The sequence below is a fragment of the Brevibacterium yomogidense genome (assembly GCF_900163715.1).
GTDB lineage: Bacteria > Actinomycetota > Actinomycetes > Actinomycetales > Brevibacteriaceae > Brevibacterium > Brevibacterium yomogidense_A.
Genome location: NZ_FWFF01000022.1, coordinates 1 through 26,969, shown reverse-complemented (window position 1 = coordinate 26,969; position 26,969 = coordinate 1). Strand labels below are relative to the sequence as shown.

Below are 26,969 nucleotides of genomic sequence, written 5' to 3'. Positions count from 1 at the left end.
TCAGGACTCCTTATTTCGATCCGCATCGTCTGCGCTTGTCCCCCGGTCCGGCGCCGCGCTGTCCGCGGCCGTCGATTCCGGCGCAGTGTCGTGTGCCAGCTGTGCCGCCTGCGCGGCGGCACTCCCTGGTCTGTTCTTCTCGACCCAGCCCTCAATGTTGCGCTGGCGGCCCTCCTTGATCGCCAGCGCCCCGGCCGGCACGTCGTCGCGGATGACGGCACCCGCGCCCGAATATGCGCCGTCGCCCACCGTCACGGGGGCGATGTACATCGTGTCGGAGCCCATCCGCACATGCGAGCCGATCGTCGTGCGCTGCTTCTTCACGCCGTCGTAGTTGACGAAGACGGACGACGCGCCGATGTTCGAGTGCTCACCGACCGTGGCGTCGCCGACGTAGGTCAGGTGGGGCACCTTCGACCCCTCGCCGATCTGCGCGTTCTTCGTCTCCACGAACGCGCCGAGCTTGCCGCTCGCGCCCAGTTCCGTCCCGGGCCGCAGGTAGGAGAAGGGCCCGACCGCAGCCCCGGCTCCGATCACCGCGAGCGAGCCGTGGGTGCGGATCACCGTGGCGCCCTCTCCCACCTCCGTGTCCGACAGGGTCGTGTCCGGTCCGATGACGGCATCGGCCGCTATATCGCAGGCGCCGTGGAGCTGCACTCCCGGCTGGATCGTGACATCCGGTGCGAGGACGACGTCGGAGTCGATCCACGTGGTCTCCGGATCGACGACCGTGACACCGGCCCGCATGTGGGATTCGACGATGCGACGGTTGAGCTCGCGGCCCAGCTGGGCGAGCTGCACGCGGTCGTTCGCGCCTTCCACCTGCCACACGTCGTCGGTCGTGAGCGCTGCGACGCGGGAGCCACCGCTGCGCGCGATGCCGATGACGTCGGTGAGGTACTTCTCCCCCTGGGCGTTGTCCGTGTCGACGCGGGCGAGCGCGTCGCGCAGCACGGATGCCTCGAACGCGTAGATCCCGGAGTTGATCTCGCCGATCGCGCGGACTGCCTCATCCGCGTCCTTCTGCTCGACGATCCGTTCCAGATCGCCGGCCGCGTCGCGCACGATGCGGCCGTAGCCCGCGGGGTTCGCGACGTTGGCGGACAGGACCGTCACCGCATTGGACTGCGCTTCGTGGTGCTCGACGAGAGCGAAGAGGGTGGAGGTGGTGAGCAGCGGGACATCGCCGTACGTGACGACGACCGTGCCGTCCATGTCCTCGGGGAGCTGGGTGAGCGCGCACTCCGCGGCGCGGCCCGTGCCGGGGACATCGTCCTGGTCGGCCACGAGCACGGAGCGGTCGAGGACTCCGGCGATGGATTCGACGTGCGAGGCCACCTGCTCGCGCGCGTGTCGCAGCACGACGACGAGGTGTTCGGGACCGGTGCCGGCCGCTGCGGTGATCGCGTGGTGGAGGAGAGACCGTCCTGCGATCGGGTGCATCACCTTGGGTGTGGCCGACTTCATCCGGGTTCCTGCGCCTGCGGCGAGGACGATCACGGCTGCCGGGCTGTGCTGCGGCATGTGTGGGGCTCCTTGGATATCGCGGATGGATTCATCCCGCTCCGCCCCTAGGATTCGAACCTAGACCACACGGCACCAAAAGCCGGAGTGCTGCCATTACACCAGGGCGGACCGCGCTCCCGGGACGGGTGGGCGCTGGGTGCAATCCTGCCACTAGACTCAGGGGTATGGAAATCCTTCGTCTCATCCTAGTCGTACTGCACCTCCTCGGAATGGCCATCATCATCGGCGGCTACTTCGCGAACATCAAGGCCCCCAAGGTCTCCCCCGGAATGCTGCACGGCGCATACCTGCAGCTCGTCACGGGACTCGCCCTCACCGGTCTCGCAGAGGCGATGGTGGACGAGGGAGAAGCCGTCAATCACATGAAGATCGGCATCAAGCTGGTGCTGGCACTCGCCGTCGCCGTCTTCGCCTTCCTCGGCAAGCGCAAGGAGAAGGCGAACCCGGAGCAGGGCACGTCCGCGGGCATGTCGCACGCCACCGGGATCGTCGCGGTCATCGCCGTGATCATCGCCGTCTTCCTCCCCGGAACCGTCACCGCCTGAGTGCGGATCCGCACCTGATCGGGTCCCCTCTCCGATCCGCACGGGCCCATCCCGTGCCCGGCACGCATCCCGGCCCGGCTCCCCAGAGCCGGGCCGTGTCCGTCTCTGCTGATAGGTTCGCACCGCTATGAGCTCACCCTTCGATTTCCTCTCCGCACTCGACCCGGACGCATCTGCCCCCGCAGATGGACCTCCCGCTGCCGACGCCCGGCCCAGCGGTACGGCCGGTTCCGCACCGGCGACGCAGGGCGGAGCCTCGGCCGGCCGGATCCGGGACGACGCCGCAGGAGACGCGGATTCGCTGCTGGACGGGCTCAATCCGGCCCAGCGGGAGGCAGTCCTGCATCATGGCGGTCCCCTTCTCATCGTCGCGGGTGCAGGGTCGGGGAAGACCAGTGTCCTCACCCGCCGCATCGCCCACGCACTGCGGACGGGACGGGCACGGCCCGGTGAAGTCCTCGCGATCACCTTCACGAACAAGGCGGCGAAGGAGATGCAAGAGCGCATCGCCGCCCTCGTGGGGCCGGCGGCGCGCACGATGTGGGTGTCGACCTTCCACTCCGCATGCGTGCGGATCCTCCGCCGCGAGGCCAAGACCCTGGGGCTGACGTCGAGCTTCACGATCTACGACGCCCAGGACTCGCTGCGCCTCCTCACCCAGGTCGCGCGGGAAGCGGACCTCGACCCGAAGAAGTTCCCCGCCCGGGCACTGCGGTCACGGATCTCCGGCCTCAAGAACGACCTCATGACTCCGGACGACTTCGCCGCGACGGTGTCGGAGAGACGACCGCACGATGAAGCGGTCCTCACCGTCTACCGGCGCTACCAGGAACGGCTGCGCCGGGCGAACGCCCTGGACTTCGACGACCTCATCATGGAGACGGTCCACCTCCTGGGCGCCTTCGAGGCGGTGGCGGACAACTACCGCGCGCGCTTCCGCCACATCCTGGTCGATGAGTATCAGGACACGAACCCCGCGCAGTACCGGCTCATCCGGCTCCTCGCCGGTGCGGACCAGCCGGACGGGCCCACGGGGGAACTCACCGTCGTGGGCGACGCGGACCAGTCGATCTACGCATTCCGCGGCGCGACAGTGCGGAACATCGTGGAATTCGAGGAGGACTTCCCGCAGGCGCGCGTCGTGCTGCTGGAGCAGAACTACAGGTCGACCCAGAACATTCTGTCTGCGGCGAACTCCGTCATCTCGAACAACCCCGATCGCAAGGACAAGCGGCTGTGGACGGACAGCGGCGACGGAGAGACGGTGACCGGCTGGGTCGCGGAGACGGAGCAGGCAGAGGCGCGCTTCATCGTCGAGCGCATCGACGAGCTCCGTGACGACCACGACCTCACGTACGGCGACTTCGCTGTCTTCTACCGCACCAACGCGCAGTCCCGCGCGATCGAGGACGCGCTGGTCCGTGCGGGGATGCCCTACAAGGTGGTCGGCGGCACGCGCTTCTACGAGCGCAAGGAGATCAAGGACGCGCTCGCGTATCTGCGCGTCCTGGCGAATCCGGCTGATGATGTGAACCTGCGCCGTGTGCTCAACGAGCCCAAGCGCGGGATCGGCGACCGGACGGAAGCGCTCATCGCCGCCCACGCGGACCGCGAGCGCACCACGTTCCGCGCCGCACTGGACGACGCGGACAACGCGGTCGGCATCACGACCCGGTCGCGCGGTCCGATCCGGACGTTCCTCACCCTCCTGAACGATCTGGCAGGTGTCGCGGAGGGAGGCGGCGTCGCCGCCTCCCTCGAAGCAGTGCTGGAGCAGACGGGATACCTCGCATCGCTCAACGAGTCGACCGATCCGCAGGACGAATCCCGCGTGGACAACCTCGCGGAGCTCGTCGCGGTGGCGGAGCAGTACGACGCGCAGAACGAGGAGGGCACGCTCGACGACTTCCTCGAAGCCGTGGCTCTGTCGTCCGACGCGGATTCGATCCCCGACGAAGAGGCGGGTGAGGTCACGCTCATGACGCTGCACACCGCGAAGGGCCTCGAGTTCCCCGTCGTCTTCCTCACCGGCCTGGAGGACGGGACATTTCCGCACCAGCGGTCATTCACCTCGGACCAGGAGATGTCGGAGGAGCGCCGCCTCGCGTATGTGGGACTCACCCGCGCGCAGCGGAAGCTGCTCATCAGTCGCGCGGAGACCCGCAGCCTGTGGGGGCAGCCGCAGTACAACCCGCCCAGCAGGTTCCTCGCGGAGATTCCGGAACACCTCATCGAGTGGGAGTCCACGGGATCAGGCGGGCTGGGCGCAGGTGGCTTCACAACGGGCGGGTTCGGTGCGGGAGACGGCGCCGCAGGCCCCTACGGAGCCGCGTACGGCGGCGGACGCGGCGGCTCGAGCGGCGCATTCGGCGCCGGTCGCCAGGGAGCAGGCGGGGCGCGGGCGGCGTCGACCAAGCCCGGCAGCGGCTTCCCCAACAGGATCCGCCCGCAGCGCGAAATGGTCTCCGTCGACGCCGGCGACCGGGTCTCGCACGACTCGTTCGGCCTCGGCACGGTCGTCGAGGTGACGGGCGCAGGTGACAAGACGGTCGCGGTCGTGGACTTCGGCTCGGAGGGCACGAAGCGACTCCTCATGCGCTACGCGCCGGTCGAGAAGCTCTGAGGCCGGCGGGCAGCAGCCCGCTCGGTCCTCACAGTCCACACCGACCCCGCACAGACGAAAGCGCCCCGCTCCACCAGATGGTGGAGCGGGGCGCCGATTCGTAGAACGAAGAATCAGTTGCGCTTATCGTCGCCCTGGTCGCCGCCCTTGTCACCGAAGCCGAGTGCGTCCGACGCAGCGCCGTGACCCTGGTCGACCTGATCCGAGAACTTGTCGCCGGTGGCGTCGTTCGCGGCATCCCTGGCCTTGTCCAGACCCTGCTCGCCGTACTGCTGCACCTGCTCGTTGTTGCTAGCGGCGTCCTTGGCCTTGTCTGCGAAATCTCCGAGTCCCATTGCTGTACCTCCTTGAGATCGACGTCCGCCTCCGGTGGGCGGCTTCGGAAACGACACTTCCATTACTGACCGGTCACGTGCAACAGAAGGAGGATGCTCCCAGAACGTCCACAGACGACGATCAGCTCGTGTTAATCGGGGATCGACGCAGTGAGAAGAGCAAGCGCGACGGATGCGCTGAAGAAAAGCGTCGCATCGAACCCGCGCCCACGATTGCGCACCGTCGCCCACCAGGGGTCGGGCAGCAGCCGGAGCACGCCCGATGCGGCACAGACCGCAGCGAGCATCCATCCGGACAGCCGGAAGCTCAGCGGGGCGACGACCACGGCCAGGACGAGCGCCACGACCGTCGCCAGCAGCACCCAGTCGCGCAGCGTCGGATTCGAGTAGCGCCGCTTCCAGTAGATCCACCTCTTGGAGAACCAGCCCCGGCCCTTGCCCCGACGTCGAGCATGACCGGGACGGCGAGCATGACCGGGCGAGCCGCCGTGCTCACGGGAGCCCCTGCTCACAGTGGAGTCCCCACTCTCAGTGGAGGAAATGGCGCGATCCTGTGAAGTACATCGTGACGCCTGCAGCCTGAGCCGCAGCCACCACCTCCTCGTCGCGGATCGATCCGCCCGGCTGGACGATCGCCTTCACACCGGCGTCGAAGAGCGCCTGCGGTCCATCCGCGAACGGGAAGAACGCATCCGACGCGCAGACTGAGCCTGCCGCGCGCTCCTCCCCGGCCCGCTCGACCGCGAGACGCGCGGAATCCACACGGTTCACCTGGCCCATGCCCACGCCGACTGCGGCACCGTCCCGGGCGAGCAGGATCGCGTTCGACTTCACCGATCGGCAAGCGCGCCATGCGAACACCAGGTCGCGCATCGTCGCCTCGTCGGCAGCCTCACCGGCGGCCAGGGTCCACCCCGTCGGCTGGTCGCCGTCGGCCTGGAGCAGATCGCGCTCCTGCACGAGCAGGCCACCGCCGATCTGCTTCGTCTCGATCCGCTGCTCCGTGTGTTCACCCAGCTCGAGCAGACGGAGGTTCTTCTTCGTCCGCAGCAGCTCGAGGGCATCCGCGGCGAAGGACGGCGCAGCGAGCACCTCGGTGAAGATCGGCTTCACCGACTCCGCCATCGCGAGCGTCACCTCGCGATTCGCTGCGATGACGCCCCCGTATGCGGACACCGGGTCCGTCGCGTGCGCACGCCTGTGCGCGTCTGCGATGTCGTCGCCCACCGCCAGCCCGCAGGGGTTCGCGTGCTTGATGATCGCGACCGCTGGGTCCGTGAAGTCATAGGCGGCACGGATCGCGGCGTCGATGTCCTGGTAGTTGTTGAACGACATCTCCTTGCCGCCCAGCTGCACCGCGCCCGCGGCGCCGCCTGCACCGGGCACCGCGTAGACGGCCGCACGCTGATGGGGGTTCTCTCCGTAGCGCAGATCTGCGGTCTTGTGGACGGCGGAGCCGACGAAGGACGGCAGTCCGGCCTCCTCCTCGACGACCTGGCCGGCCATCCACGACGCCACGGCGACGTCATAGGCGGCCGTGTGCGCGAATGCGTCCGCGGCCAACTGCGTGCGCCGTGTGCGGGAGAAGCCCTCGCCCGCGGCCGCGTCGACGACCTCGGAGTACACGGAGGGGTCGGTGACGACTGCGACGCTCGGGTGGTTCTTCGCCGACGCGCGCACCATCGACGGCCCTCCGATGTCGATCTGCTCGACGCAGTCGTCGAACGGCGCACCGGACGCGACTGTCTCCGTGAACGGATACAGGTTGACGACGACCAGGTCGAACGCCTCGATGCCCAGTTCAGCGATCTGCTCGAGGTGCTCGGGCTTCCGCGTGTCCGCGAGGATCCCTGCGTGGACGCGCGGATGCAGCGTCTTCACACGGCCTTCGAGGGTCTCCGGGAAGCCGGTGAGCTCCTCCACAGGAGTGACGGGGACACCCGCCTGGGCGATGCGTCCCGCCGTCGAACCGGTCGATACGAGGGTGACGCCGGCGGCGTGGAGGCCCTGCGCGAGGCCCTCCAGGCCGGTCTTGTCATAGACGCTGATGAGCGCGCGGCGGATGGGTCGGGCTGTCTGCACGTCTCTGGTGCCTCCTGCTCGTGTGGATGGGTTCTGTGGAGTGGTCACGGTGCGGGTGTCCACCCGGTCACGCGTCGTCCCTCGACGGTGAGTGTCCGTTCGGCGAGGAAGGCCAGCAGCTCGACCAGTCGAGTCCGTTCGACCGCGCGGATGCGCTCGTGGAGCGATTCCTCATCGTCTGCGTCCTGCACCGCCACGGGGAACTGCGCGATGATCGGGCCGGTGTCGACGCCCGCGTCGACCAGGTGGAACGTCGTCCCCGCGACCTTCACGCCGTGGGCCATCGCGTCCCGGACGCCGTGGGCGCCGGGGAACGACGGCAGCAGAGCCGGGTGCGTGTTGATGATGCGGCCGGCGAAGCGGTCGACGAATGCGCTTCCCAGGATCCGCATGAAACCGGCGGAGATGACCCAGTCCGGATCGTACGACGCCACGGTGTCGGCCAGGGCCCGGTTCCACTCCGCACGCGCGGAGTGGTCGGATGGGGCCACGACGCATGTCTCGACACCTGCCGACCGCGCACGATCGAGCACCCCGGCGGACGCGACGTCGGAGCAGACGGCGACGATCTGCACCCCTGCACCCCCATCCGCGAAGGCGTCGAGGAGAGCTTGGGTGAGGGTTCCTGAACCGGAGGCGAGAATCACGCAGCGCACCCAGCAAGTCTAGAGGAACGCGGTGGGAGGGGACGGGCCGGGCTGTGCCGCTCCCCCGCGGGCCGTATGCGACACTGTGGGTGTGAGCAACCCGAGCCCCGTCGAAGACCAGACCCGCATCGATCCGCCGCGCGATTCCGACGCGTCCGGTAAGGGTTCGGGCGCCCCCGACGGCGGTCCGGACAAGGAACCGGAGAAGCCCAGCGGCCCGCAGCGCACCGTCGTGAAGTACGGCCTCGCGCTCACGGTGCTGCTCGCCGGTGCGATCCTCTGCTCGATGCTCTCACTCCCCCTCGTCATCGTGTCCGGCGTCCTCGCACTCGGAGCGATGGCGTGCGCTGTCATCTGCCTCGTCGCAGGGATCCGCGCGGGGCAGGTCGCTCAGGCGATCGTCACGGGGGTCATCGGCTTCATCGTCGCGGGATACGTACTCGTCTCCGCCATCTCCACGGTCCTCATCTGGGACATCCGCGCCGATTTCGAAGCGTGCATGGCCGATTCGATCACCGAGCAGGCGACGGCCGTCTGCCAGAACGACTACAACACGCAGGTCGGCGACTGGTTCGAACGGCTCACCGGTCAGCCGATGCCCGGTTCGCAAGCAGACTGAGGCCCCACCCGGCGGCAGTGCCCGCACCCGCGGCTCCGCCGATGGTGGCGATCGCAGTCCCGATGGGGACGCCGAACGTCTCCAGTCCCGCGGGTCCGATCGGCCCCGCTGCGAACAGCACGGCCGCAGCGGTGCAGACGAAGCCCAGACCGGCTGAGATGACGACCACGCGCCAGTCCACCTCCTCCACCCAGGTGCTGCGTCCCACGGTCGCGACCCCGACAGCGAGCGGGAGGACGACCAGCACCGCCCACCCCCATGCCGCGGTGTCCACCGGGACCGCGGCGAGCACGGGGACGGCGGGAACCACTGCGGCCTGCGAGCTGAACGGCGTCGCGAGGGCAGCGGTAGACAGGTGGACCCCGGCGCCCGACAGCCAGCTCACCGTGATGACCAGCAGCGTCGGCAGGAAGAGCAGCTGGACGAAGCCCAGCCCCACCGCAGCGACGGTCGGTCGGGAGTACCCGGACACCGCCTCGGCCATGGAGGACCACCCGGTGGCGAGAGCGACGATGAGTCCCAGGACGGCTACGATCCCCACGGCGAGCCCCACGCGGCGCAGCACCCGCAGCGCGGATTCCAGGGCGTCGGCCCACTCATCCCCCGCCTTCGTCGCGACGAGGTCGAACAGGGCCTGCGCCCAGCGACCGGCGGGTGCTCCGCGCCGCTCCGGACCCAGGCACGCGATGAGCAGCGGCACCGACACCACCACGATGAACCGCGCGGACCCCAGGAGCGTCAGTGTGCCCGCCCCCACCAGCAGCCCTGCGAGCAGGAGCACCAGGACGATCGCACCCAGGCACGTGGCCATCCCGACCGTCGCCGCATAGCGGGTCGCGGGGAGGGTTCCGGCACGGACCAGCTGCTCGTTGGCGGCAAGCGCGCGGCGGGTCCTTCGCAGTGCGGAGGTCATGACACACATGAGTCCGACGGTGAGGAGGGACGGCGGGAGGCCGAGCCCGATCCCCAGCTCCCACCCCGAGGCCGCGCCCAGCAGGGTGCCGGCCCACCGGACGACGGCGGACAGCGGCTGCAGCTGGGCGATCGCGACGAACCACGCGGCGAGGGCGACGACCAGAACGGTTAGGACGAGGACGAGGACGGCCCGGAGCGCCTCGAGGGCGCCGATCACGACCGGGTGTCGGCTGGAGAGAGGGGGAAGTGCGGGGGCCGATGACATCGCCGCCCATTGTGCCCCGATCGCCGCTCAACAGGCGCACTCGACACACCTCCGGGTCATGTCCGGGTGGTACCTTTGAGCGATTGGAGACCAGCGCGTCTCCGCACCCCTGTCGTCGATGTCGTGAAGGTGAGTTCCTGGCGATGAGCTCTGGAGATCCGGACCCGCAGATCCCGCCCATGCCCGACCGGACCCCGGAGCAGGCACAGCAGGAGCACCGATCCGAGCAGTCCGCGTGGGCTCCTCCTCCGTCGTACGGATCGACTCCCGCGTCGCCCTATGCTCCACAGCCCGGCGGTGGGCAGGACGGACCGGGCGGGCAGGCTGCTGGTCCGACCGGTGAGGTCCCCCAGCCGGCGCCCGCCCCCGGCTACGCGCCGGGCGCGGCTCCTGCGACCCGCAAGCAGGAGCGGAAGAAGGGCAAGTCGAAGATGCCCCTCATCCTCTCTCTGTCCGCCGTGGGGCTCGTCCTGGTCCTCGTGGTCGTCGGCGCCCTGATCCTCATGAACGTCAACCGCAGCCAGTACGGTCCGGAGACGGTCGCGCAGGAGTACCTGGACGCAGTCGCCGCGGGTGACCTCGCAGCTGCGCAGGAGATCACGCCCGCGACAGTGCCGAACGGCGCGAACGAGGCGCTCGTCGATCCGGCCGTCTTCTCAGCCTCGGCCTCAGCCATCGAGGACGTCCAGGTGTCCGAAGCCCAGATCGACGGGGATACGGCGACGATGACGGCGTCCTACTCGATCGACGGCCAGGACTACGAACTGCCGCTCACCGCGGACAAGTCGGGCCGGCAGGGCTTCTTCTTCGACCAGTGGGCACTGCAGCCGCCGGTCCTGCAGACGCTCTCCGTCGACCTCACCCAGACCGCGGACGCGACGGTGAACGGCGAACCCGTCGACCTCGCGACCGGGGCCACGGAGTACGCGGTCATGCCGGGGACGTACGAACTCGTCGTCCCGGAGACCACCTACACGGAAGAGGGCTCGTCCGCCATCACGGTGGGCTTCGCCCCGGACGCGGAACCGCAGCCGGCGACGCTCAACGTGACCATCGAGGTGACGGACGCCTACAAGGAGGACGTCACCGATGCGGTCAATGCGAAGCTCGACGAATGCCTGGAGTCCGGCAAGCTCGAGACCGACTGCGGCTTCTTCGATCGCGACTCGTTCGCGAACGCGGATGAGAAGGAGACGTACGACACGCTCAAGACGGACGGCGTCGAGTACGAGATGACGGAGAGGCCCACGATCGTCGTCACCGACTACGGGATCCCCGGCACCGGCTCCTTCTACACGGACGATGAGGCGCCCGGCGAGGTCGAGGCGGACGTCGAGGACGAGGACGGAGCCGAATACACGCTGACATCGGAGTTGCGCCCGTCCGGAACCGTCAGCGTCGACGGGGATTCGATCTCCATCGACTTCCTCTACAACGGCTGACGGCCGGGGGACGCGGCCAGTCCCCACGCACGCATGAGCCCCGTGGTCCTCTGGACCACGGGGCTCATGCGTGTCGTCGCGGAGGTCTCAGACCCCCACGGTGCGCACGGGTGCGGCCGCTGCCGTGATCCCCTCGATGCGCTCCGAGAGCGCCAGCACCCCGGCGTCGTCGAAGCGGCGCCCCGCCACCTGCACGGCGACGGTCCGGCCGTCGGGGGTGAACCCCGCGTGCACACTCGACGCGGGCTGCTCCGACATGTTGTACGGGACCGTGAAGCCGATGTGCTGCATGGGCAGCGACGGATCCGTGTACGGCATCGGCTGCTCGGCGGGGAACGCCGCCATGGGCGCCACCGGCGACAGCACGAAGTCGCAGTCCACCGTCGCCGCGATCGTCACGGCGCGCATCCGCTGGATCGAGTGGTAGCAGCGCATGAGGTCGACGGCCGGGACGTCGGCGCCGGCCATGCACCACCGCGCCACGTGCGGCAGGATCAGTCGCTGATCGTCGAGGTCCAGCGCGGAGAAGTCCGCCCACGAGCGCACCCGCCAGAACCGGTCGACGTCGGCGAGCAGCTCCTCATCCATGAAGGGGGCGATCTCCACCACCTCGGCTCCCGCGTCGGACAGGGCGTCGGCGGTCGCCCGCACCACGCGCGCGACGTGGGGGTCGGTCGCCTCTCCGCAGCCCGCGTCCGTGTGCACGCCGATCCGCAGGCCGCGCACACCCGTGTCGCCGTCCGCCAGCGGTCGTGCGTAGTCGCCGGTGTACGCGGGCAGTTCGGAGTAGTCCCGCGCATCGGAGCGGCCGATCACCTGCATCGCCGCGCGCACGTCCTCCGTGCGGCGGGCGAGCGGCCCGGCGCACCGCCCCAGGTACGGCGCGTCGAGCGGGACCCGTCCGAAGCTGGGCTTGAGGGTCGCCAGTCCCAGCCAGGTGCCGGGGAGCCGGATCGAGCCGCCGATGTCGGATCCGATGTGCACGGGGCCGTAGCCGGCGGCCGCCGCGGCACCGGCGCCGGCCGATGAGCCTCCGGTGGTGAGCGAGGGGTCCAGCGGCGAGCGCGTGATCCCATGCCGTGAGGACACTCCGGAGGACAGCATCCCCCAGTCGGGCATCACAGTGGCACCGAAGAGGACGGCACCGCCTGCGCGCAGCCGCGCGGTGATCGGTGCGTCCGCGGTCGCGGGCTGCGGGTCGCCGGCCGCGTGGCCTCCGGGCATCGGGACGCCTTCGACCGCGATGTTCTCCTTCACGGTGACCGGCACGCCGTCCAGCGGACCGCGCGGCGCTCCCGCCTGCCAGCGCTCCGCTGATTCGCGGGCCGCGGCCTGGGCCCTCCCCCGCTGGTCGAGATCCGACCACCAGAGTGCGTTCAGCGTGGGTTCGCAGGCCTCGACCCGTTCCCGCACCGCGTCGAGCACCTCGACTGGCGTGAGGTCGCCGGTGCGGAAGCCCTCGGTCATCGCTGCGACGGACAGATCGGCGGTTGTGGCGTGCGGAGCAGTGGGGTTCACCACGGGTCCTCTCCTTCGTGCTCGGGAGCAGCTCAGGCGCTGAGCGCTGCGTGGATGGTGGGCGAGGCCGCGACGAGCGCCCTCGTGTATGCGTGCGCGGGTTCGTCGTACACCTGGTCGGTGCGCCCCTGTTCGACGATCTCGCCGGACCGCATGACCGCGACGTCCGAGCACAGGTGGCGGACCACTCCCAGATCATGCGACACGAAGACGAGCGTCAGGCTGTAGTCGTCGACCAGGTCGGCGAGCAGGTTGAGCACCTGTGCCCGCACGGAGACGTCGAGTGCGGACACCGGTTCGTCCGCGACGAGGATCCGCGGGCGCGTGACGAGGGCGCGGGCGATCGAGATGCGCTGGCGCTGACCGCCGGAGAACTGGTGGGGGAACCGGGTGAGCGCGTCGAGGTCGAGCCCCACGGCCTCCACCATCTCCTCTGCCCTGCCGAGCCTCTCGTCCCGGCCCACCTGCATCGAGCGCAGCGGTTCGCCGATGATCTCCGCGACGCTCATCCGCGGATCGAGCGATGCGTAGGGATCCTGGAACACGATCTGCAGGTCGCGGCGCATCGCGGTGAGGCCGGACTGGTCATCGGGGTCGACGACGACGTCCCCCACGCGGACCGCACCGGCGGTGGGCACTTCGAGGCCGGAGAGGATCGACAGGAGCGTCGACTTGCCGGACCCCGACTCCCCGACGATGCCCATCCGTCCGCCCGCGCGCACGGAGAGGTCGATGCCCTTGAGCGCCTCGACCCTGTGGCTGCGGAAGAGCCCGGCCCGGCGGGTGAAGGTCTTGACGACCCCGGTCATCTCGATGAGGTCGGCCGCGCCCGAGGCCGTGGCCGGCTCGGGCTCCGGAGCCGAGGCCGTGGTCGGCTCCGGAGCCGCTGCCGGTGCCGACTCGTGCGTCTGCTCCGAGGTGACCGGCACCTCGGCGGCGGTCGCCTGCTGATCGGCCCCGGCGTACTGGTCGGCCGTCGCGATCGTGAAGAGGCGACCGCGCGAATCCGTGGCCGTCAGGTCGCTCGCGGCCAGCAGACCGCGGGTGTACTCGTGCTGCGGTGCGGTGAAGATCTCGTCGACCGTTCCTGTCTCCACGACGCGGCCCGCGTTCATGACCATGACCCGCTCGCACACGCGGGCGACGACCGCCAGGTCGTGGGTGATGAAGAGCAGTCCGGTCCCGCGTGCGGTGACCTGCTCGTCGATGAGGTCGAGGACTGCGGACTGGACCGTCACGTCCAGCGCGGTCGTCGGCTCGTCGCAGATGAGGAGGTCCGGGGAGTTCGCCAGGGCGATCGCCAGCATGATGCGCTGCCTCTGGCCGCCGGACAGCTGGTGCGGGTACGCCTTCGCCGCAGCGGAGGGGTCCGGCAGGTGCACCTGGTCGAGCAGCTCGATCGCGCGCTTCGACGCGGCATCGCCCGATGCCGTCCGGTGCAGGCGCATGACCTCTGCGACCTGGTCCCCCACGCGCATGAGCGGGTTGAGGGCGCTCATCGGCTCCTGGAAGACCATGCTCATGCGGCTGCCGCGCAGGCGTGCGAACGACTTCTCCGACTGGGTGAGGAGGTTTCCCGACTCCCCTGCGAGCGCGACCTCGCCCTGGGCCGTGAGCTCTGACGGGAGCAGACCCATGACCGCGGACGAGGTGAGCGACTTGCCCGAACCCGATTCGCCGATGAGCCCCACCCGTTCGCCCGGCGCGATCGCGAAGTTCAGGGGGTGGACGAGGGTCTGCGATGCGCTGGAGATCGTGAGGTCGCGCACGGCGAGCAGCGGGTCGGTCATCAGCTTCGGCCTCTCAGCGTCGGGTCCAGGCGGTCGCGCAGGCCGTCTCCCAGCAGGTTGAAGCCCAGGACCGCGATCGCGATGAAGAGGCCCGGCCAGATCGCCAGCTCCGGCCGCGAACCGAGGAACTGCTGCGATTCCTGGAGCATGCGCCCCCAGGAGGGAGTGGGCGGCTGCGTGCCCAGCCCCAGGAAGGAGAGTCCGGCCTCGGCCAGGACGGACAGCGCGAAGGTGACGGACGCCTGCACGATGATGAGGCCGGCGATGTTCGGGACGACGTGCTGGATCGCGATCTGCAGCGGCGTGCGGTTCGCCGTGCGCGCCGCCGCGATGTACTCCCGGCCCATGATCTGCAGGGTGCCGGAGCGGGCCACCCGTGCGAACGCCGGGATCGCGGCGATGCCCAGTGCGGCCATCGCCGGTCCGGTGCCGGGGCCGAACACGGCGGAGAACACGATCGCCAGCAGCAGCGCGGGGAAGGCCAGCAGGAGGTCATTGCCGCGCATGATGAGTCCGGACAGCCAGCGCGCCCGCGTCATGCCTGCGAGCACCCCGAGCGGCACTCCGATGAGCATGGCGATGCCCACGGCGACGATGCCGACGAGCAGGGTCACTCGCGCACCGAGCATGATCCAGGTGAGTGTGTCCCGCCCGTAGCGGTCGGTCCCGAACGGGTGGGCCGCGGACATCCCCTGGAGCCGGCCGGCCGCGTCCGGCTGGGTGGGAGGATGCGGTGTCCACACGAAGGACACGAGCGCCAGGACCACGACGATGCCGACGAGCACGAGCCCGACGATGAACGTGAGGTCCGCGGTGCGGCGGCTGCGTCTGCGCGGGGCGTCCGCGACCGGAGCGCCGGTGGCTGCCGCCGAGGCGGTGGAAGCGGGAGAGGCGGGGGTGGTCATGCGGCATTCCTCACACGCGGGTCGAGGAGGGTGTACAGGAGGTCGATGATGAGGTTGAGCGCCAGGACGAGGAATACGAGCACCATGACGATCGCCTGGACGGTGAGCAGGTCGCGGTTCTCGACCGCGCGCACCAGCTCCGATCCCATCCCGGGCAGCACGAAGACCTGCTCGATGACGACAGCGCCGATCAGGAGGGTCGCGAGCTGGACGCCGGCCACCGTCACGACCGGGATGGCCGCGTTGCGCAGCCCGTGGACGGCGAGCGCGCTCGCAGAGGTGCGGCCCTTCGCCCGCGCCGTGCGCAGGTAGTCCTCGCGCATGATCTCGAGCACTGCGGAGCGGACGTAGCGGGTGAGGATCGCGCCCTGCACCAGGGCCAGCGAGGCCACCGGCAGGATCAGGTGCGACAGGAATCCGCCGATCCCGAAGATGGGCGCCTGCCATCCGGACGACGGGAACCAGCCCAGCCCCAGCGAGAATACCATCACCAGCAGGATGCCGGCGAGGAAGTTGGGGACTGCGACTCCCACCTGGCTCAGGCCGGACAGCACAGCGCCCAGGCTGCGGCCGCGCAGCAGCGCCGCGATCGTCCCGAGCGGCACTGCGATGAGCAGCGCGAGCACCATGGCGCTGAGAACGAGGATCAGCGTGACCTGGATGCTGTTGAACACCAGCGGGGTGATGGGTGCGCCCGTGACATAGGAGATGCCGAAGTCGCCCTGCAGCATCCCTGTCAGCCAGTCGCCGTACTGGACGATGAGCGGCCGGTCGAGGCCGAACTCCTGCTCGATGCGGGCGACGTCCTCCGCAGTGGCGCTCATGCCCGCGGCCACCTGTGCGGCGTTGCCGGGAAGGATCTGCATGAGCGCGAACACTGCGACGGACGCAGCCCACACGGTCAGCACGAACTGCAGGAGTCTGCTGGCGAGTGCGCGCACGGATCAGTCGTCTTTCAGTAGTGCGGTGTCGATGGGCGGGTCCAGAGGACCCAGAGTGCCGGCCGAGCGGTCGTCGTTCAGTTCCACGCGAGGTCGTAGATCTGGAAGGAGTCGGACACCGCGTTGACGGGCAGCCCGGTGACCGTCGCGTCTGCGACGACGAGGTTCGGGAACAGGTAGAGGAAGCCTGCGGCCGCGTCCTCCGTGATGGTCCGGGCGACCTCCTTCATCCCCTCCACGTACTCCTCTTCGGTCCCCTCATCCGCTGCGGCCGCGATCTCTTCGATCCCGGCCGAGTCGTAGCCGGTGTAGTAGCCCTCGCCGAACACGGTGAGGAGGTCACGGGCCTCCACGTGGTTGATGACGGACATGTCGTAGTCGTGGTTGGTCATCGTCTCGTCCAGCCACACCGCGGGGAACTCCTGCGTGACGATGTTCGGCTTCAGCCCGATCTCCTCGAGCTGGGCCGCGACCATCTCCGCCGATGCCTGGGCGTAGGGGCGGCTGGGCACGGTGAAGGTGAACTCCTCGCCCTCGATGCCCGCTTCCGCGACGAGCTCCTTCGCCTTCTCCACATCGTGCGGCCACACGTCGGTGAGGTCCTCGTAGTACGGGTCCGTGGGCGGGACCATGCTGCCGATCATCGTGCCGTGCCCGCCCCACGCCGTGTCGAGGACCGCCTGCTCGTCGATGCCGTAGAGCACGGCCTCACGGGCTGTCTGCTCCGCGAAGATGCCCTCCGCGTTGTTCATCGACAGCACCACTTCGCCGTTCGTCGTGCCTTCGGCGACCTGCTTGGTGTCATCGGCCTCGAAGTCGGACGTGAGCTCCGGCGTCTGGAGGTTGCCGATCACGTCGATCTGGCCGGACTTCAGCGCGTTCGACGCCGCGACCGCGTCATCGAAGTAGCGGAAGGTCACCGTGTCGAGCGTTCCCGGGGTCGCGCCCGCGTAGTCGTCGCGCTTCGAGAAGACGATCTGCTGTCCGCGGGTGAAGTCCTCGACCTCGTAGGGGCCGGAGCCGATCGCCGTGTTCGCGAGGTCGTCCACCCCGTCCGGGTGGAAGACGGCACCCACCAGTGAGGCGAGGTTGAACAGCCAGGTGTTCGACGGATGCGCGAGCGTGATCTCGACCGTCTGGTCGTCGGGGGCCTCGATGGAGTCCACGACATCCATCTTCGCGCCCAGCGCGTTCGTCCAGTCATCCGAGCCGACCCGCTCGTAGGAGAACTTCACATCCTCCGCGGTAACGGGTTCTCCGTTGGAGAACGCGGCGTTCTCGTCGAGGGTGAACGTGTAGGTGAGGCGGTCGTCGCTGACCTCCCAGTCCGTCGCCAGGGCCGGCTGGATCTCGCCCTCCTGGTCGATGCGCACGAGTGATTCGTAGACGTTCTCCATGAGCGCCTGCGGGATCGCGGCGCCGTCGGTCGTCGTGAAGTCGAGGTTCACCGGTTCTGCGGTGTGAGCCACGATGATGTCGGTGCGGTCCGCGTTCGCCTCACCGCCCGTGCTGCTGTCAGCACCTGCGCTGCAGCCGGTGATGGTGAGGGCGAGGACTGCGGCGCCTGCGACGGCGGCTGAGAGGCGGGACATCATTGCTCCGTTCGCTCCCGGGACACGCGGTCGGATCCGGGGAGAAGTCAAAGTCGAGGACTGCTTCAAGACTGTACGACAGTGTAACGGAGCTCTCATGCGAACCCTCCGCAGTCCGGCATGCGGACTGCGGTCTCACATCCTCATACGCTCAGGCGATCGCCCCCAGCAGAGCGCGGAAGGCGAGTGCACGATGCGAGACGGCATTCTTTCGCGCGGGCCCCATCTCTGCCGCGGTCAGCGAGGACCCGTTCGGCACGAACAGGGGGTCGTACCCGAATCCGTCATCTCCCCGCGGTTCGCGCAGCAGGGTTCCTGAGAAGCGGCCCTCACGGACGACCTCGGTCCCGTCCGGGGTGACGAATGCGGCCGCGCAGACGAAGGCGGCCCCGCGGTGCTCGTCCGGCACGTCGCCCAGCTGTGCGAGCAGCAGAGCATTGTTCGCGGCATCGTCGCCGTGCACTCCCGACCAGCGCGCGGAGAAGATCCCGGGGGCGCCGTGCAGCACGTCGACCGCGAGACCGGAATCGTCGGCGAACGCGGGCAGTCCGGAGTGCGCCGCAGCGGAACGGGCCTTCAGCAGCGCGTTCGCCTCGAACGTGATCCCGTCCTCGACGACGTCGGGCAGTCCCGCATCGGCGGCGGACAGGACCCGGACCGGGCCCAGGGACTCCGCGAGCAGCGACTCGAGCTCGCGGATCTTGCCCGCGTTCCGGGTGGCGAGGACCGCCTCGGCGAAGGTCGCGCTGCTCATGTCAGGAACCGGACCTGCGCGGTTCGGCGAGCGCTGCGCGCTGCAGTTCCGTGAGCGAGGCGCAGCCCACCTGCGCGAGGTCGAGCAGCCGGCCCAGCTCGGACCGGTCGAACGGGGTGGCTTCCGCAGTGCCCTGCACTTCGACGAATGCGCCGGAGCCGGTCATGACGACGTTCATGTCCGTGTCCGCTTCGACGTCCTCCTCGTAGGGGAGGTCGAGGACGGGGGCGCCGTTGACGATGCCCACGCTCACAGCGGCGATCGAATCCACGATCGGGTCGACGGCGGCGGGGATCCACCCGCGGCGGCGGCCGGTGTCGATCGCGTCGGCGAGCGCGACGTAGGCACCGGTGATCGCGGCCGTCCGCGTGCCGCCGTCCGCCTGGAGGACGTCGCAGTCGATCTGGAGGGTGTTCTCCCCCAGCTTGTCCATGTCCACGGCGGCGCGCAGCGACCGGCCGATGAGGCGGGAGATCTCGTGCGTCCGCCCGCCCACGCGGCCCTTGACCGATTCGCGCGAGCTGCGGGTGTGGGTGGCGCGCGGCAGCATCGCGTACTCGCCGGTCACCCAGCCGCGGCCCTGCCCCTTCATCCAGCGCGGGACGCCCTCGGACAGCGACGCCGCGCAGAGGACGCGGGTGCGGCCGAACTCGACGAGGACGCTGCCCTCGGCATGGTCCAGCCAGTCGCGCGTGATCCGCACCTCGCGCAGCTGGTCGGGGGTGCGGCCGTCGAAACGAGCGGTCTGAGTCACAGTCGGGTCCTTTCGGAGGGGATGTCCCAGACAGCGCCGGGTCGCGCGATGTCCAGGGGGCCGGAGTACACGGACTCCGCTTCTGCACGGACGACGCGGGCGCGCGTCCAGGGTGGGATGTGGGTGAGGACGAGGTGCCTCACGGCTGCGCGTGCAGCCGTCTCGCCTGCGCGCAGGCCGGTGAGGTGCACGTCGCGAGCGACGTCTCGGCCCTCCTCGAACGCCGCCTCGCACAGGAAGAGGTCGGCGTTCGCCGCGGCGCGGTCGAGCCCGTCGCACGCGTCGGTGTCACCGGAGTAGACGAGGACTCCCCCGTCCGGTGCGGTGATGCGCAGCGCATAGCACTCGACGGGGTGACGGACCAGGAACGGCTCGAACAGGGCCCCGCCGATCGTGAAGGGCTCGCCTTCGCGGATGGTGCGGAAGGCGAAGGCGGTGCCGAGGTCGGTCGGGTGCGCCCGATCGGCGTCGGGGCTGAGGCCCGGATCGGTGTGGTGCGCCCGCGTCAGGCGCTCCTGCGTGCCGGCCGGCCCCCAGACGTCGAGCGGTGCCGTCGCGATCACCGGAGCGGAGGTGGAGTCCGGCGGCGCCTGGAACACGGCGGGATCGTAGACGCGGCGCACGAACAGCCCGGTCATGTCGAGGCAGTGGTCCGGGTGCAGGTGCGACAGCACGACCGCGTCGAGGTCCAGAGCGTCGATGTGCTCCTGGAGCGCTCCCAGCGCACCGGAGCCCAGATCGAGCACGACCTTCCGCTCCCGACCGCCGTTGTCCCACGTGAGGAGGTAGCAGCTGGCCGCGTTGCCCGCGCCCGGGAACGAACCGGAGGTGCCGACTGCAGTGAGCCGCATCAGCGGTCCTCCTCGTCGTCGGAATGTGTGCCGTCCGTGGCGTCGTCGGTCTCCTCATCGAGCTCCTCATCGAGCCAGTCGTCCTCGAAGAGCTCTGCGAGGTCCTCGTCGATCCCGTCGTCGGGATGGGAGGGAAGCCCCTCGAGCATGAACTGGGTGATGTGCTCGTGCAGCCAGGTGGTGAGTTCATAGAGGCTGAGGACCGCCTCGCCCGTCTCTCCGATGTCCCTGGCCCCGGACATCAGCCGTTCCGCATCCTCGTCCTGTGTGATGTCGAGGCGGGAGGCGAGGACCAGGCGCACGTCGGTCAGCGCCCGCATCCATGCGCGCGCTGCCTCTGCGTCCAGCGCGACCGGGCCGGGGTGCTGGCCGAGGCTGTGGAGGGCGATGCGGATGCTGTGCAGCTTCGATTCGCGCAGGTCCCGTTCGGTGAGGCGCCGGAACTCCGCCGACCGGTCGGGATCCGTGGAGTCGACGTCCGGCAGGAGGCGCAGCAGGGCGGGGTCACCGGGGCGGGTGACCTCCTGGTCGGGATCGAGGTGGCCCACCAGCCTCTCGAACGGATCCGCATCCGGTTCGGGGAGGTCGGTCGACAGCAGCTGCGACACGTCGGACAGGAGCGCGGCGATGATCGACTGCTCAGCGTCCTCCATCTGGAGGATGACGTGCTCGCCCGTGTGGTCGGGCAGGATCCTCACGTCTGGTCACCCCTGTCGTCGGCAGGACGGCATTCGGCCCACAGGCCGTAGCCGTGCATGGCCTGGACGTCGGTCTCCATCTGCTCACGCGTGCCCGTCGACACCCGGCTGCGGCCCTTCTCATGCACCTCGAGCATGAGCTTCCTGGCCTTCGCACGGGGATAGCCGAAGTACTCGCGGAAGACGAACTCGACGTAGCTCATGAGGTTGACCGGGTCATTGAGGACCAGGGTCACCCACGGCAGGTCCCGCGCCGGCGCGGGCGCGCTCAATGCGTCCGGCTCCGCGACTGCGGTCGCCCCTTCCTGGTCTGCCACGCCCCTACCCTAACCGCGATGACCGCCGCCGAGGTCCCCATCCGCACGCATGGGATCCGCCTCACACGAGGCGGGCCCGGCCCCCGCTGCCGCCGGTCCCCGCTGCTGACGGTTCGCGGGTGCGGCCGGTTCGCGGGTGCGGCCCGGCCGTGGCTGCGGCGCACCGGATCGTCCGTCGCTCTCGACGCTCTGCGGTGGACCGTGATGTGCTCTAGGATCCAGGCATGGGCGAACTCGCGGCGAGGCTCGGTTCGAGCGCACTCCTCACCGATATGTACGAACTGACGATGCTGCAGGCTGGACTCCGATCCGGCGCGGCGCATCGTCGCAGCATCTTCGAGACCTTCGGCAGGCGTCTGCCTGCGGGCCGACGGTACGGCGTCGTCGCCGGCACCGGCCGAGCGCTCGAGCACCTCGCGGACTTCCGCTTCACCGATGCCCAGCTGCAGTGGCTCAGGAGCGAATCGCTCGTCGATGAGGACACTCTCGACTATCTGCGCGACTACCGCTTCACCGGCACGATCCGCGGCTACGCGGAGGGTGATGTGTACTTCCCCGGGTCCCCCATCCTCACGGTGGAGGGCACATTCGGCGACGCCGTCATCCTCGAGACCCTCATCCTGTCGGTCCTCAACCACGACACGGCGGTCGCCTCGGCGGCATCCCGGATGACGAGTGCTGCCGGGGGCCGTCCGCTGTCGGAGATGGGATCCCGGCGCACGCACGAGAGCTCCGCCGTGGCCGCGGCACGGGCCGCAGCCGTCGCAGGGTTCTCCGCGACCTCGAACCTCGAAGCGGGGATGGCCTACGGGATCCCCACCCTCGGGACCTCGGCCCATTCCTTCACCCTCATCCACGACACGGAGCGCGAGGCCTTCACCGCGCAGGTCGAATCGCTCGGTGCGGACACGACGGTCCTCCTCGACACTTACGACGTGGACGAAGCGCTGGAGACTGCGATCGCCGTCGCAGGCACGGAGCTGGGCGGTGTGCGGCTGGACTCCGGAGACCTGGCGATCCAGGCGTCCGAGGTCCGGGCGAAGCTCGATGAGCTCGGAGCCAGGAACACCACCATCACCGTGACCAGCGACCTCGACGAGTATGCGATCGCGGCGCTGACCGCCGCTCCGGTCGATGCCTACGGCGTGGGAACGCGGGTGGTCACCGGCTCCGGCTTCCCGACCGCCAACCTCGTCTACAAGCTCGTCGCGCACACCGACTCACCGGGCGGCGACGGCGAGTGGACTGCCGTCGCGAAGAAGGCCAACGGCAAGAGCAGCCGCGGCGGCCGCAAGCAGGCGGTCCGTGTCTTCGACGGCCCGATCGCCACGGAAGAGGCGATCGGCATTCCTCAGATCCCCGCCGACCTCGCCGACGGACGGCACCTGCTCGTCGACCTGGTCGTCGACGGGGTCGTGGACGACTCGCACACCGGCAAGGAGGGGGTGCGGCGGGCCCGTGCCCGGCACGCGGAGTCCGTCGCAGAGCTCCCCCGCACCGCGCGGCGCCTCCAGGACGGGGAGCCCGCCATCCCCACCGTCTACTACGAGGGCTGACCGCCCGGGGCCTCGACCGGTGAGTCTCACCGGCGTCCGACGAACCAGGCCTCGAGCTTCGCGATCCGATCCCGGATCTGGTCACGCGTCGCTTCGGCAACGGCCGGCCCCCCGCACGCCTTGCGCAGGTCGACGTGGACCGTGGCGTGCGGCTTGCCCGTGCGCCGCGCCCAGGCGCCCACGAGCGTCTGCAGCCTGTTGCGGTCCTCCTTCAGCGCGCGATGCTCGAACTCATCGACGGCCGGCTGCGGCTCCTCGACCGCGACGCGTGAGCGGCGGGACTGCTGGTCGGCCTGGTGCTTGCGCAGCAGCTCCGTCACCTGGTCGGGCTCGAGCAGGCCGGGGATGCCGATGAAGTCCAGTTCGTCCGCGGATCCGACTGCTCCGCCCGCGCCGAACTCGCCGCCGTCGAAGAGCACCTTGTCGAAGCTCGCCTGAGCGTCCAGTGCCTCGAAGGACCCCAGGAGGTCGTCACTGGCGGAATCCGCGCGGTTCGCCTCTGCGAGGGCCTCGTCGTCGAACGTGACCAGTCCGTCGTCATCCGGGTTGGGCTTCCGGTCCAGGGCGTGATCGCGTTCGGCTTCGAGCGTGTTCGCGAGCGCCATGAGGATCGGGACGCTCGGCAGGAAGATCGACGCCGTCTCGCCCCTCTTCCGGGCGCGTACGAAGCGGCCGATCGCCTGGGCGAAGAACAGCGGTGTGGCCGAGGACGTCGCATACACGCCGACGGCCAGCCGCGGGACGTCCACACCTTCGGACACCATCCGCACTGCGACCATCCAGCGCCGATCGGAGTTCTGGAACTCCTCGATCCGCGACGAGGCACCGGCCTCATCGGAGAGGACGACGGTGACCTCCTCCCCGCAGATCTCGCTCAGCTGCTTCGCGTAGGCGCGCGCCACGGTCTGATCGGTCGCGATGACGAGTCCGCCGGCGTCCGGCACGGTGTGACGGACTTCCGAGAGACGGCGATCGGCGGCACGGAGCACCGCTGGGATCCATTCGCCCTTCGGGTCCAGCGCGGTCCTCCAGGCCTGGGAGTGGATGTCCTTCGTCGCGTCAGCTCCTAGGACGGCGGACATCTCATCGCCCGCCTTCGTCCGCCACCGCATCTCGCCGGCATAGGCCAGGAAGAGCACCGGGCGCACCACGCCGTCCTGCAGTGCCTGCGCGTAGCCGTACGTGTAGTCCGAGCGCGAGGTGCGGATGCCCTCCTCGTCCGGCTCATACTCGACGAACGGGATCGCCGCGGTGTCGGAGCGGAACGGGGTGCCGGTGAGCGAGAGCCGTCGCCTGGCGGGTTCGAACGCCTCGCGGATCGCGTCGCCCCACGACAGGGCGTCGCCTGCGTGGTGGATCTCGTCGAGGACCACGAGTGTCCGCGCCGCGGCGGTCCTGTTGTGGTGCAGCACCGGCTTCGCCGCCACCTGGGCGTACGTCACCGCCACACCGTGGAACCCCGGCGCGTGCCGTCCCTGCGCGTTCTTGAAGTGGGGGTCCAGGCGGATCCCCACCCGTGCGGCTGCGTCCGCCCACTGCACCTTGAGGTGCTCAGTCGGCGCGACGACCGTCACCCGGTCGACGATGCGCTTGGCCAGCAGCTCCGCTGCGAGCCGCAGCGCGAACGTCGTCTTGCCTGCCCCGGGGGTCGCCACCGCGAGGAAATCGCGCGGCTGCGTGTCGAAGTACTCTTCCAGCGCCTCAGCCTGCCATGCACGCAGCTTCCCCGCTGTTCCCCAGGCAGCGCGTTCGGGGAATGCGGGAGGAAGCTGTTCAGCGGCGTGAGTGCCGGGAACCCTGCTCGACACTTACTCCTGCGGACCTTCGGGCATCGTTTCGAAGATCTCCTTGCACTTGGGGCACACGGGGAACCGCTCCGGGTCACGGGTCGGAGTCCACACCTTGCCACAGAGCGCGACGACCGGAGTGCCGTTGACCATGGCCTCCATGATCTTGTCCTTGGGTGCGTAGTGCGAGAACCGCTCATGGTCACCGGGCTCGACGAGCTGGTCCTGCTCGAGCCGATCTAGCGTGGCCGACCCTCCGCCGGCGGGATATGTTTCAGACATGGCACCCATTCTAGGACCGCACACGGACATGTCCGACCCAGCCTTCGTGGACGCCTACCGCAGCACGGCCCAAGACTTCCCCCGACCGGTCGCCGTCATCGCATGTCGCCGCGGAAGTGCCCGGCACGCGATCACCGTCGACTCATTCCTCGATGTGTCGTACGACCCACCGACCATGGCCGTGTCCATCTACGGGGGGTCACGGATGGCCGAATCACTCGAACTCACCGACACCTGCACTCTGAGCGTCCTCTCGGCGGAGCAGAAGGGAATCGCCCAGTGGCTCGGAGAGCCGGCACAGCCCCTCCGCGGGGTCCTGGACAGCATCGAGACGGTCGAGGCCCCGTCGGGGGGACCCGTCATCGCTCACAGCGTCGCCTGGTTCGACCTGCGGATCGTCGAGCGCGTCACGGCTGAGACCCATGAACTGCTCATCTGCCGCGTGGAGGCATGCAGCTCGGCTGGGACGACTCCCCCACCCCTCCTGCACTGGGCAGGCGAGTATCACCGTCCTGCGCCCCGCTGACGGCACAGCACTCCTCAGTAGACACAGGCGACACCCGGAGGAAGGCACGACCTCACAGCCGCCATCGGGACGTCCAGCACAGTCCCCACGACGTGCACAACGCCCTCAGCCGCCCGGCGTTGCCGGGCGGCTGAGGGGATGGGGTGTCAGGTCAGAGTCTCAGACGACGCCCTGCGCACTCATGGCGCGGGCGACGCGGAGGAATCCCGCGATGTTCGCACCAGCGACGTAGTCGCCCGGCGCATCGTACGCTTCCGCCGCCTCCGCACACGCCGTGTGGATCCCGGACATGATCTCGTCGAGGCGGGCATCGGTCTGCGCGAACGACCAGGAGTCACGCGAAGCGTTCTGCTGCATCTCCAGAGCAGAAGTCGCCACTCCGCCGGCATTCGCGGCCTTGCCTGGACCGAACAGCACCTCGTTCTCGGCGAACACCTTGATCGCGTCCGGCGTGCACGGCATGTTCGCACCCTCTGCGACGACGGATATTCCGCTCTTCACCAGCTCAGCGGCGGCGTCGCGGTCCAGTTCGTTCTGAGTGGCGCACGGCAGGGCGATATCCGCTTCCAGCGACCACACGCTTCCGCCTTGATGGTATGTGGCCGACTGACGCTCATCCGCGTACGCACTGATCCGCGCACCGCGCTCCAGCTTCACGTCCTTGAGCAGCCGAACATCGATGCCTGCAGGGTCGTGGACGTATCCGCCGGAATCGGACGCGGAGATGACTGTCGCCCCGAGCTCCTGCGCCTTGAGCGCAGCGTGGATCGCCACGTTGCCCGATCCGGAGACGATGACCCGCTTGCCGTCGAACGACCGGCCGGCGGCGGCGAGCATCTCGCGGACGAAGTACACGAGACCGAAGCCTGTCGCCTCAGTCCGCACCATGGACCCGCCATAGTCGAGGCCCTTGCCGGTGAGTACTCCCGCCTCGAACCGGTTGGTGATCCGCTTGTACTGACCGAACAGGAAGCCGACCTCGCGGCTGCCCACGCCCACGTCGCCGGCGGGGACATCGGTGTGCTCGCCGAGGTGTCGGTACATCTCCGTCATGAACGACTGGCAGAAGCGCATGATCTCGACATCGCTCTTGCCCTTGGGATCGAAGTCGGAACCGCCCTTGCCGCCGCCGATCGGCATACCGGTCAGCGCGTTCTTGAAGATCTGCTCGAAGCCGAGGAACTTCACTATGCCGAGGTAGACGGTCGGGTGGAATCGCAGTCCGCCCTTGTACGGCCCCAGCGCGGAGTTGTACTCGACGCGGAATGCGCGGTTGATCTGGGCCTTCCCGTGATCGTCCGTCCACGGGACGCGGAAGATGATCTGGCGCTCCGGCTCGCAGAGGCGCTCGATGACGCCTGACTCCACCAGGTCGGGATGACGGTCCGCCACAGCGCCCAGGCTGTAGAACACCTCGAGCACGGCCTGGTGGAATTCGGACTCCCCAGGGTTCCTGTGCAGGACAGTGTCGTACATGGGCTGGAGGGCGGGATGAAGACTCATGGTGAGAACTATATAGGTGACACAAGGATCGAGCGTGCGGTTCTGAATAGCGAGAAGGAATTGCATACGACTCGCACATATGCAGGCTCAGCCGAGTGCCGGTAGGCACTGCAGCGCGGTGCGGACATCACACGAATGTGCTTGTGAATGGGTTGAGGGCCTGAAGGTGAGCAACGCTCAAACCCTCAGACCCTC

Annotated in this window: 25 protein-coding genes and 1 tRNA gene; 6 read left to right on the top strand and 20 right to left on the bottom strand. The window is 69.2% G+C overall.

Going from position 1 to position 26,969, the window contains the following annotated elements:
* Together glmU and FM105_RS14130 are read right to left on the bottom strand one after the other, a co-directional pair.
* Entirely contained in the window at window positions 1–1,524 is a 1,524-nt protein-coding gene (gene glmU, locus FM105_RS14135; protein WP_087009346.1) for a bifunctional UDP-N-acetylglucosamine diphosphorylase/glucosamine-1-phosphate N-acetyltransferase GlmU, read from the bottom strand.
* Between the two features lie 39 nt (window positions 1,525–1,563).
* Window positions 1,564–1,635 (bottom strand) — tRNA-Gln (locus FM105_RS14130).
* 56 nt (window positions 1,636–1,691) lie between these two features.
* Here FM105_RS14130 and FM105_RS14125 point away from each other — a divergent pair.
* Window positions 1,692–2,072, top strand: a complete 381-nt coding sequence (locus tag FM105_RS14125; protein WP_087009345.1) for a hypothetical protein — start codon at window positions 1,692–1,694, stop codon at window positions 2,070–2,072.
* 127 nt (window positions 2,073–2,199) lie between these two features.
* Window positions 2,200–4,695, top strand: a complete 2,496-nt coding sequence (pcrA, locus tag FM105_RS14120) for a DNA helicase PcrA (protein ID WP_087009343.1) — start codon at window positions 2,200–2,202, stop codon at window positions 4,693–4,695.
* A gap of 113 nt (window positions 4,696–4,808) precedes the next feature.
* Here the strand turns inward: pcrA and FM105_RS14115 are convergent, their stop codons facing one another.
* The 4 genes from FM105_RS14115 to purN form a co-directional block, all read right to left on the bottom strand.
* A complete protein-coding gene (locus tag FM105_RS14115) occupies window positions 4,809–5,030 on the bottom strand; it encodes an antitoxin (RefSeq protein ID WP_087009341.1) in 222 nt (73 codons plus the stop codon).
* A gap of 131 nt (window positions 5,031–5,161) precedes the next feature.
* Window positions 5,162–5,542 (bottom strand): hypothetical protein, encoded by a 381-nt coding sequence (locus FM105_RS14110; RefSeq protein ID WP_087009339.1) that lies wholly within the window; start codon window positions 5,540–5,542, stop codon window positions 5,162–5,164.
* Window positions 5,543–5,558: 16 nt separating this feature from the next.
* Window positions 5,559–7,112 carry a bifunctional phosphoribosylaminoimidazolecarboxamide formyltransferase/IMP cyclohydrolase gene (purH, locus tag FM105_RS14105; RefSeq protein WP_087009337.1) on the bottom strand — a complete coding sequence of 518 codons (1,554 nt, stop codon included), beginning with the start codon at window positions 7,110–7,112 and terminating at the stop codon, window positions 5,559–5,561.
* 44 nt (window positions 7,113–7,156) lie between these two features.
* On the bottom strand, window positions 7,157–7,768 hold the full coding sequence (gene purN / locus FM105_RS14100) for a phosphoribosylglycinamide formyltransferase (RefSeq protein ID WP_087009335.1): 612 nt from the start codon (window positions 7,766–7,768) through the stop codon (window positions 7,157–7,159).
* An 82-nt stretch (window positions 7,769–7,850) separates the two neighbouring features.
* Between purN and FM105_RS14095 the strand changes: the two genes are divergently transcribed.
* Window positions 7,851–8,378 (top strand): hypothetical protein, encoded by a 528-nt coding sequence (locus FM105_RS14095; RefSeq protein ID WP_087009334.1) that lies wholly within the window; start codon window positions 7,851–7,853, stop codon window positions 8,376–8,378.
* Here the strand turns inward: FM105_RS14095 and FM105_RS14090 are convergent.
* Window positions 8,341–9,558, bottom strand: coding sequence for a cell division protein PerM (locus FM105_RS14090; RefSeq protein WP_143275900.1), 1,218 nt, complete (start codon window positions 9,556–9,558; stop codon window positions 8,341–8,343). The two genes, FM105_RS14095 and FM105_RS14090, sit on opposite strands and share 38 nt — an antisense overlap.
* 143 nt (window positions 9,559–9,701) lie before the next feature.
* Between FM105_RS14090 and FM105_RS14085 the strand changes: the two genes are divergently transcribed.
* A complete protein-coding gene (locus FM105_RS14085; protein ID WP_143275899.1) occupies window positions 9,702–11,000 on the top strand; it encodes a hypothetical protein in 1,299 nt (432 codons plus the stop codon).
* An 87-nt stretch (window positions 11,001–11,087) separates the two neighbouring features.
* Here the strand turns inward: FM105_RS14085 and FM105_RS14080 are convergent, their stop codons facing one another.
* The 10 genes from FM105_RS14080 to clpS all read right to left on the bottom strand — a co-directional run bounded on the left by FM105_RS14080 (window position 11,088) and on the right by clpS (window position 21,075).
* Complete coding sequence (locus FM105_RS14080) at window positions 11,088–12,521, bottom strand: amidase (protein WP_256970430.1); 1,434 nt, start codon at window positions 12,519–12,521, stop codon at window positions 11,088–11,090.
* A gap of 29 nt (window positions 12,522–12,550) precedes the next feature.
* On the bottom strand, window positions 12,551–14,308 hold the full coding sequence (locus FM105_RS14075; protein ID WP_087009329.1) for a dipeptide ABC transporter ATP-binding protein: 1,758 nt from the start codon (window positions 14,306–14,308) through the stop codon (window positions 12,551–12,553).
* On the bottom strand, window positions 14,308–15,213 hold the full coding sequence (locus tag FM105_RS14070) for an ABC transporter permease (protein ID WP_087009327.1): 906 nt from the start codon (window positions 15,211–15,213) through the stop codon (window positions 14,308–14,310). Before FM105_RS14070 ends, FM105_RS14075 begins: the two co-directional genes overlap by 1 nt.
* Window positions 15,210–16,154: an ABC transporter permease gene (locus FM105_RS14065; RefSeq protein ID WP_087009325.1), complete on the bottom strand. Its 945-nt coding sequence runs from the start codon at window positions 16,152–16,154 to the stop codon at window positions 15,210–15,212. The genes FM105_RS14070 and FM105_RS14065 overlap by 4 nt, the downstream gene beginning before the upstream one ends.
* Window positions 16,155–16,231: 77 nt before the next feature.
* Window positions 16,232–17,746: an ABC transporter substrate-binding protein gene (locus FM105_RS14060; protein ID WP_087009434.1), complete on the bottom strand. Its 1,515-nt coding sequence runs from the start codon at window positions 17,744–17,746 to the stop codon at window positions 16,232–16,234.
* Between the two features lie 151 nt (window positions 17,747–17,897).
* Window positions 17,898–18,500, bottom strand: a complete 603-nt coding sequence (gene rdgB / locus FM105_RS14055; protein ID WP_087009323.1) for an RdgB/HAM1 family non-canonical purine NTP pyrophosphatase — start codon at window positions 18,498–18,500, stop codon at window positions 17,898–17,900.
* 1 nt (window position 18,501) lies between these two features.
* Window positions 18,502–19,254: a ribonuclease PH gene (gene rph, locus FM105_RS14050; RefSeq protein WP_087009321.1), complete on the bottom strand. Its 753-nt coding sequence runs from the start codon at window positions 19,252–19,254 to the stop codon at window positions 18,502–18,504.
* On the bottom strand, window positions 19,251–20,105 hold the full coding sequence (locus FM105_RS14045; RefSeq protein ID WP_087009320.1) for an MBL fold metallo-hydrolase: 855 nt from the start codon (window positions 20,103–20,105) through the stop codon (window positions 19,251–19,253). The genes rph and FM105_RS14045 overlap by 4 nt, the downstream gene beginning before the upstream one ends.
* Window positions 20,105–20,803 carry a DUF2017 domain-containing protein gene (locus FM105_RS14040; protein ID WP_087009318.1) on the bottom strand — a complete coding sequence of 233 codons (699 nt, stop codon included), beginning with the start codon at window positions 20,801–20,803 and terminating at the stop codon, window positions 20,105–20,107. Before FM105_RS14040 ends, FM105_RS14045 begins: the two co-directional genes overlap by 1 nt.
* The gene (clpS, locus tag FM105_RS14035; RefSeq protein ID WP_256970434.1) at window positions 20,800–21,075 is read right to left on the bottom strand and encodes an ATP-dependent Clp protease adapter ClpS; all 276 of its coding nucleotides are present in this window, start codon (window positions 21,073–21,075) and stop codon (window positions 20,800–20,802) included. Before clpS ends, FM105_RS14040 begins: the two co-directional genes overlap by 4 nt.
* A 269-nt stretch (window positions 21,076–21,344) precedes the next feature.
* Between clpS and FM105_RS14030 the strand changes: the two genes are divergently transcribed.
* A complete protein-coding gene (locus FM105_RS14030) occupies window positions 21,345–22,676 on the top strand; it encodes a nicotinate phosphoribosyltransferase (protein WP_087009315.1) in 1,332 nt (443 codons plus the stop codon).
* Window positions 22,677–22,702: 26 nt separating this feature from the next.
* Here FM105_RS14030 and FM105_RS14025 read toward each other — a convergent pair whose 3' ends face one another.
* Together FM105_RS14025 and FM105_RS14020 are read right to left on the bottom strand one after the other, a co-directional pair.
* Entirely contained in the window at window positions 22,703–24,484 is a 1,782-nt protein-coding gene (locus tag FM105_RS14025; RefSeq protein ID WP_087009313.1) for a DEAD/DEAH box helicase, read from the bottom strand.
* On the bottom strand, window positions 24,485–24,745 hold the full coding sequence (locus tag FM105_RS14020; protein WP_087009312.1) for a DUF3039 domain-containing protein: 261 nt from the start codon (window positions 24,743–24,745) through the stop codon (window positions 24,485–24,487).
* Between FM105_RS14020 and FM105_RS14015 the strand changes: the two genes are divergently transcribed.
* Window positions 24,744–25,271: a flavin reductase family protein gene (locus FM105_RS14015; protein ID WP_256970429.1), complete on the top strand. Its 528-nt coding sequence runs from the start codon at window positions 24,744–24,746 to the stop codon at window positions 25,269–25,271. The two genes, FM105_RS14020 and FM105_RS14015, sit on opposite strands and share 2 nt — an antisense overlap.
* A gap of 159 nt (window positions 25,272–25,430) precedes the next feature.
* Here FM105_RS14015 and gdhA read toward each other — a convergent pair whose 3' ends face one another.
* Complete coding sequence (gdhA, locus tag FM105_RS14010; protein ID WP_179207206.1) at window positions 25,431–26,774, bottom strand: NADP-specific glutamate dehydrogenase; 1,344 nt, start codon at window positions 26,772–26,774, stop codon at window positions 25,431–25,433.
* Between the last annotated feature and the right edge of the window lie 195 nt (window positions 26,775–26,969).

Bases quoted from the DNA above. Each gene is read 5' to 3' on its own strand.
- gdhA (WP_179207206.1), bottom strand. From the start codon at position 26,774: ATGAGTCTTCATCCCGCCCTCCAGCCCATGTACGACACTGTCCTGCAC.
- FM105_RS14115 (WP_087009341.1), bottom strand. From the start codon at position 5,030: ATGGGACTCGGAGATTTCGCAGACAAGGCCAAGGACGCCGCTAGCAAC.
- FM105_RS14045 (WP_087009320.1), bottom strand. From the start codon at position 20,105: ATGCGGCTCACTGCAGTCGGCACCTCCGGTTCGTTCCCGGGCGCGGGC.
- FM105_RS14125 (WP_087009345.1), top strand. From the start codon at position 1,692: ATGGAAATCCTTCGTCTCATCCTAGTCGTACTGCACCTCCTCGGAATG.
- rdgB (WP_087009323.1), bottom strand. From the start codon at position 18,500: ATGAGCAGCGCGACCTTCGCCGAGGCGGTCCTCGCCACCCGGAACGCG.
- FM105_RS14020 (WP_087009312.1), bottom strand. From the start codon at position 24,745: ATGTCTGAAACATATCCCGCCGGCGGAGGGTCGGCCACGCTAGATCGG.
- FM105_RS14075 (WP_087009329.1), bottom strand. From the start codon at position 14,308: ATGACCGACCCGCTGCTCGCCGTGCGCGACCTCACGATCTCCAGCGCA.
- FM105_RS14090 (WP_143275900.1), bottom strand. From the start codon at position 9,558: ATGTCATCGGCCCCCGCACTTCCCCCTCTCTCCAGCCGACACCCGGTC.
- FM105_RS14070 (WP_087009327.1), bottom strand. From the start codon at position 15,213: ATGACCACCCCCGCCTCTCCCGCTTCCACCGCCTCGGCGGCAGCCACC.
- pcrA (WP_087009343.1), top strand. From the start codon at position 2,200: ATGAGCTCACCCTTCGATTTCCTCTCCGCACTCGACCCGGACGCATCT.
- FM105_RS14015 (WP_256970429.1), top strand. From the start codon at position 24,744: ATGGCACCCATTCTAGGACCGCACACGGACATGTCCGACCCAGCCTTC.
- FM105_RS14085 (WP_143275899.1), top strand. From the start codon at position 9,702: ATGAGCTCTGGAGATCCGGACCCGCAGATCCCGCCCATGCCCGACCGG.
- glmU (WP_087009346.1), bottom strand. From the start codon at position 1,524: ATGCCGCAGCACAGCCCGGCAGCCGTGATCGTCCTCGCCGCAGGCGCA.
- FM105_RS14060 (WP_087009434.1), bottom strand. From the start codon at position 17,746: ATGTCCCGCCTCTCAGCCGCCGTCGCAGGCGCCGCAGTCCTCGCCCTC.
- FM105_RS14030 (WP_087009315.1), top strand. From the start codon at position 21,345: ATGGGCGAACTCGCGGCGAGGCTCGGTTCGAGCGCACTCCTCACCGAT.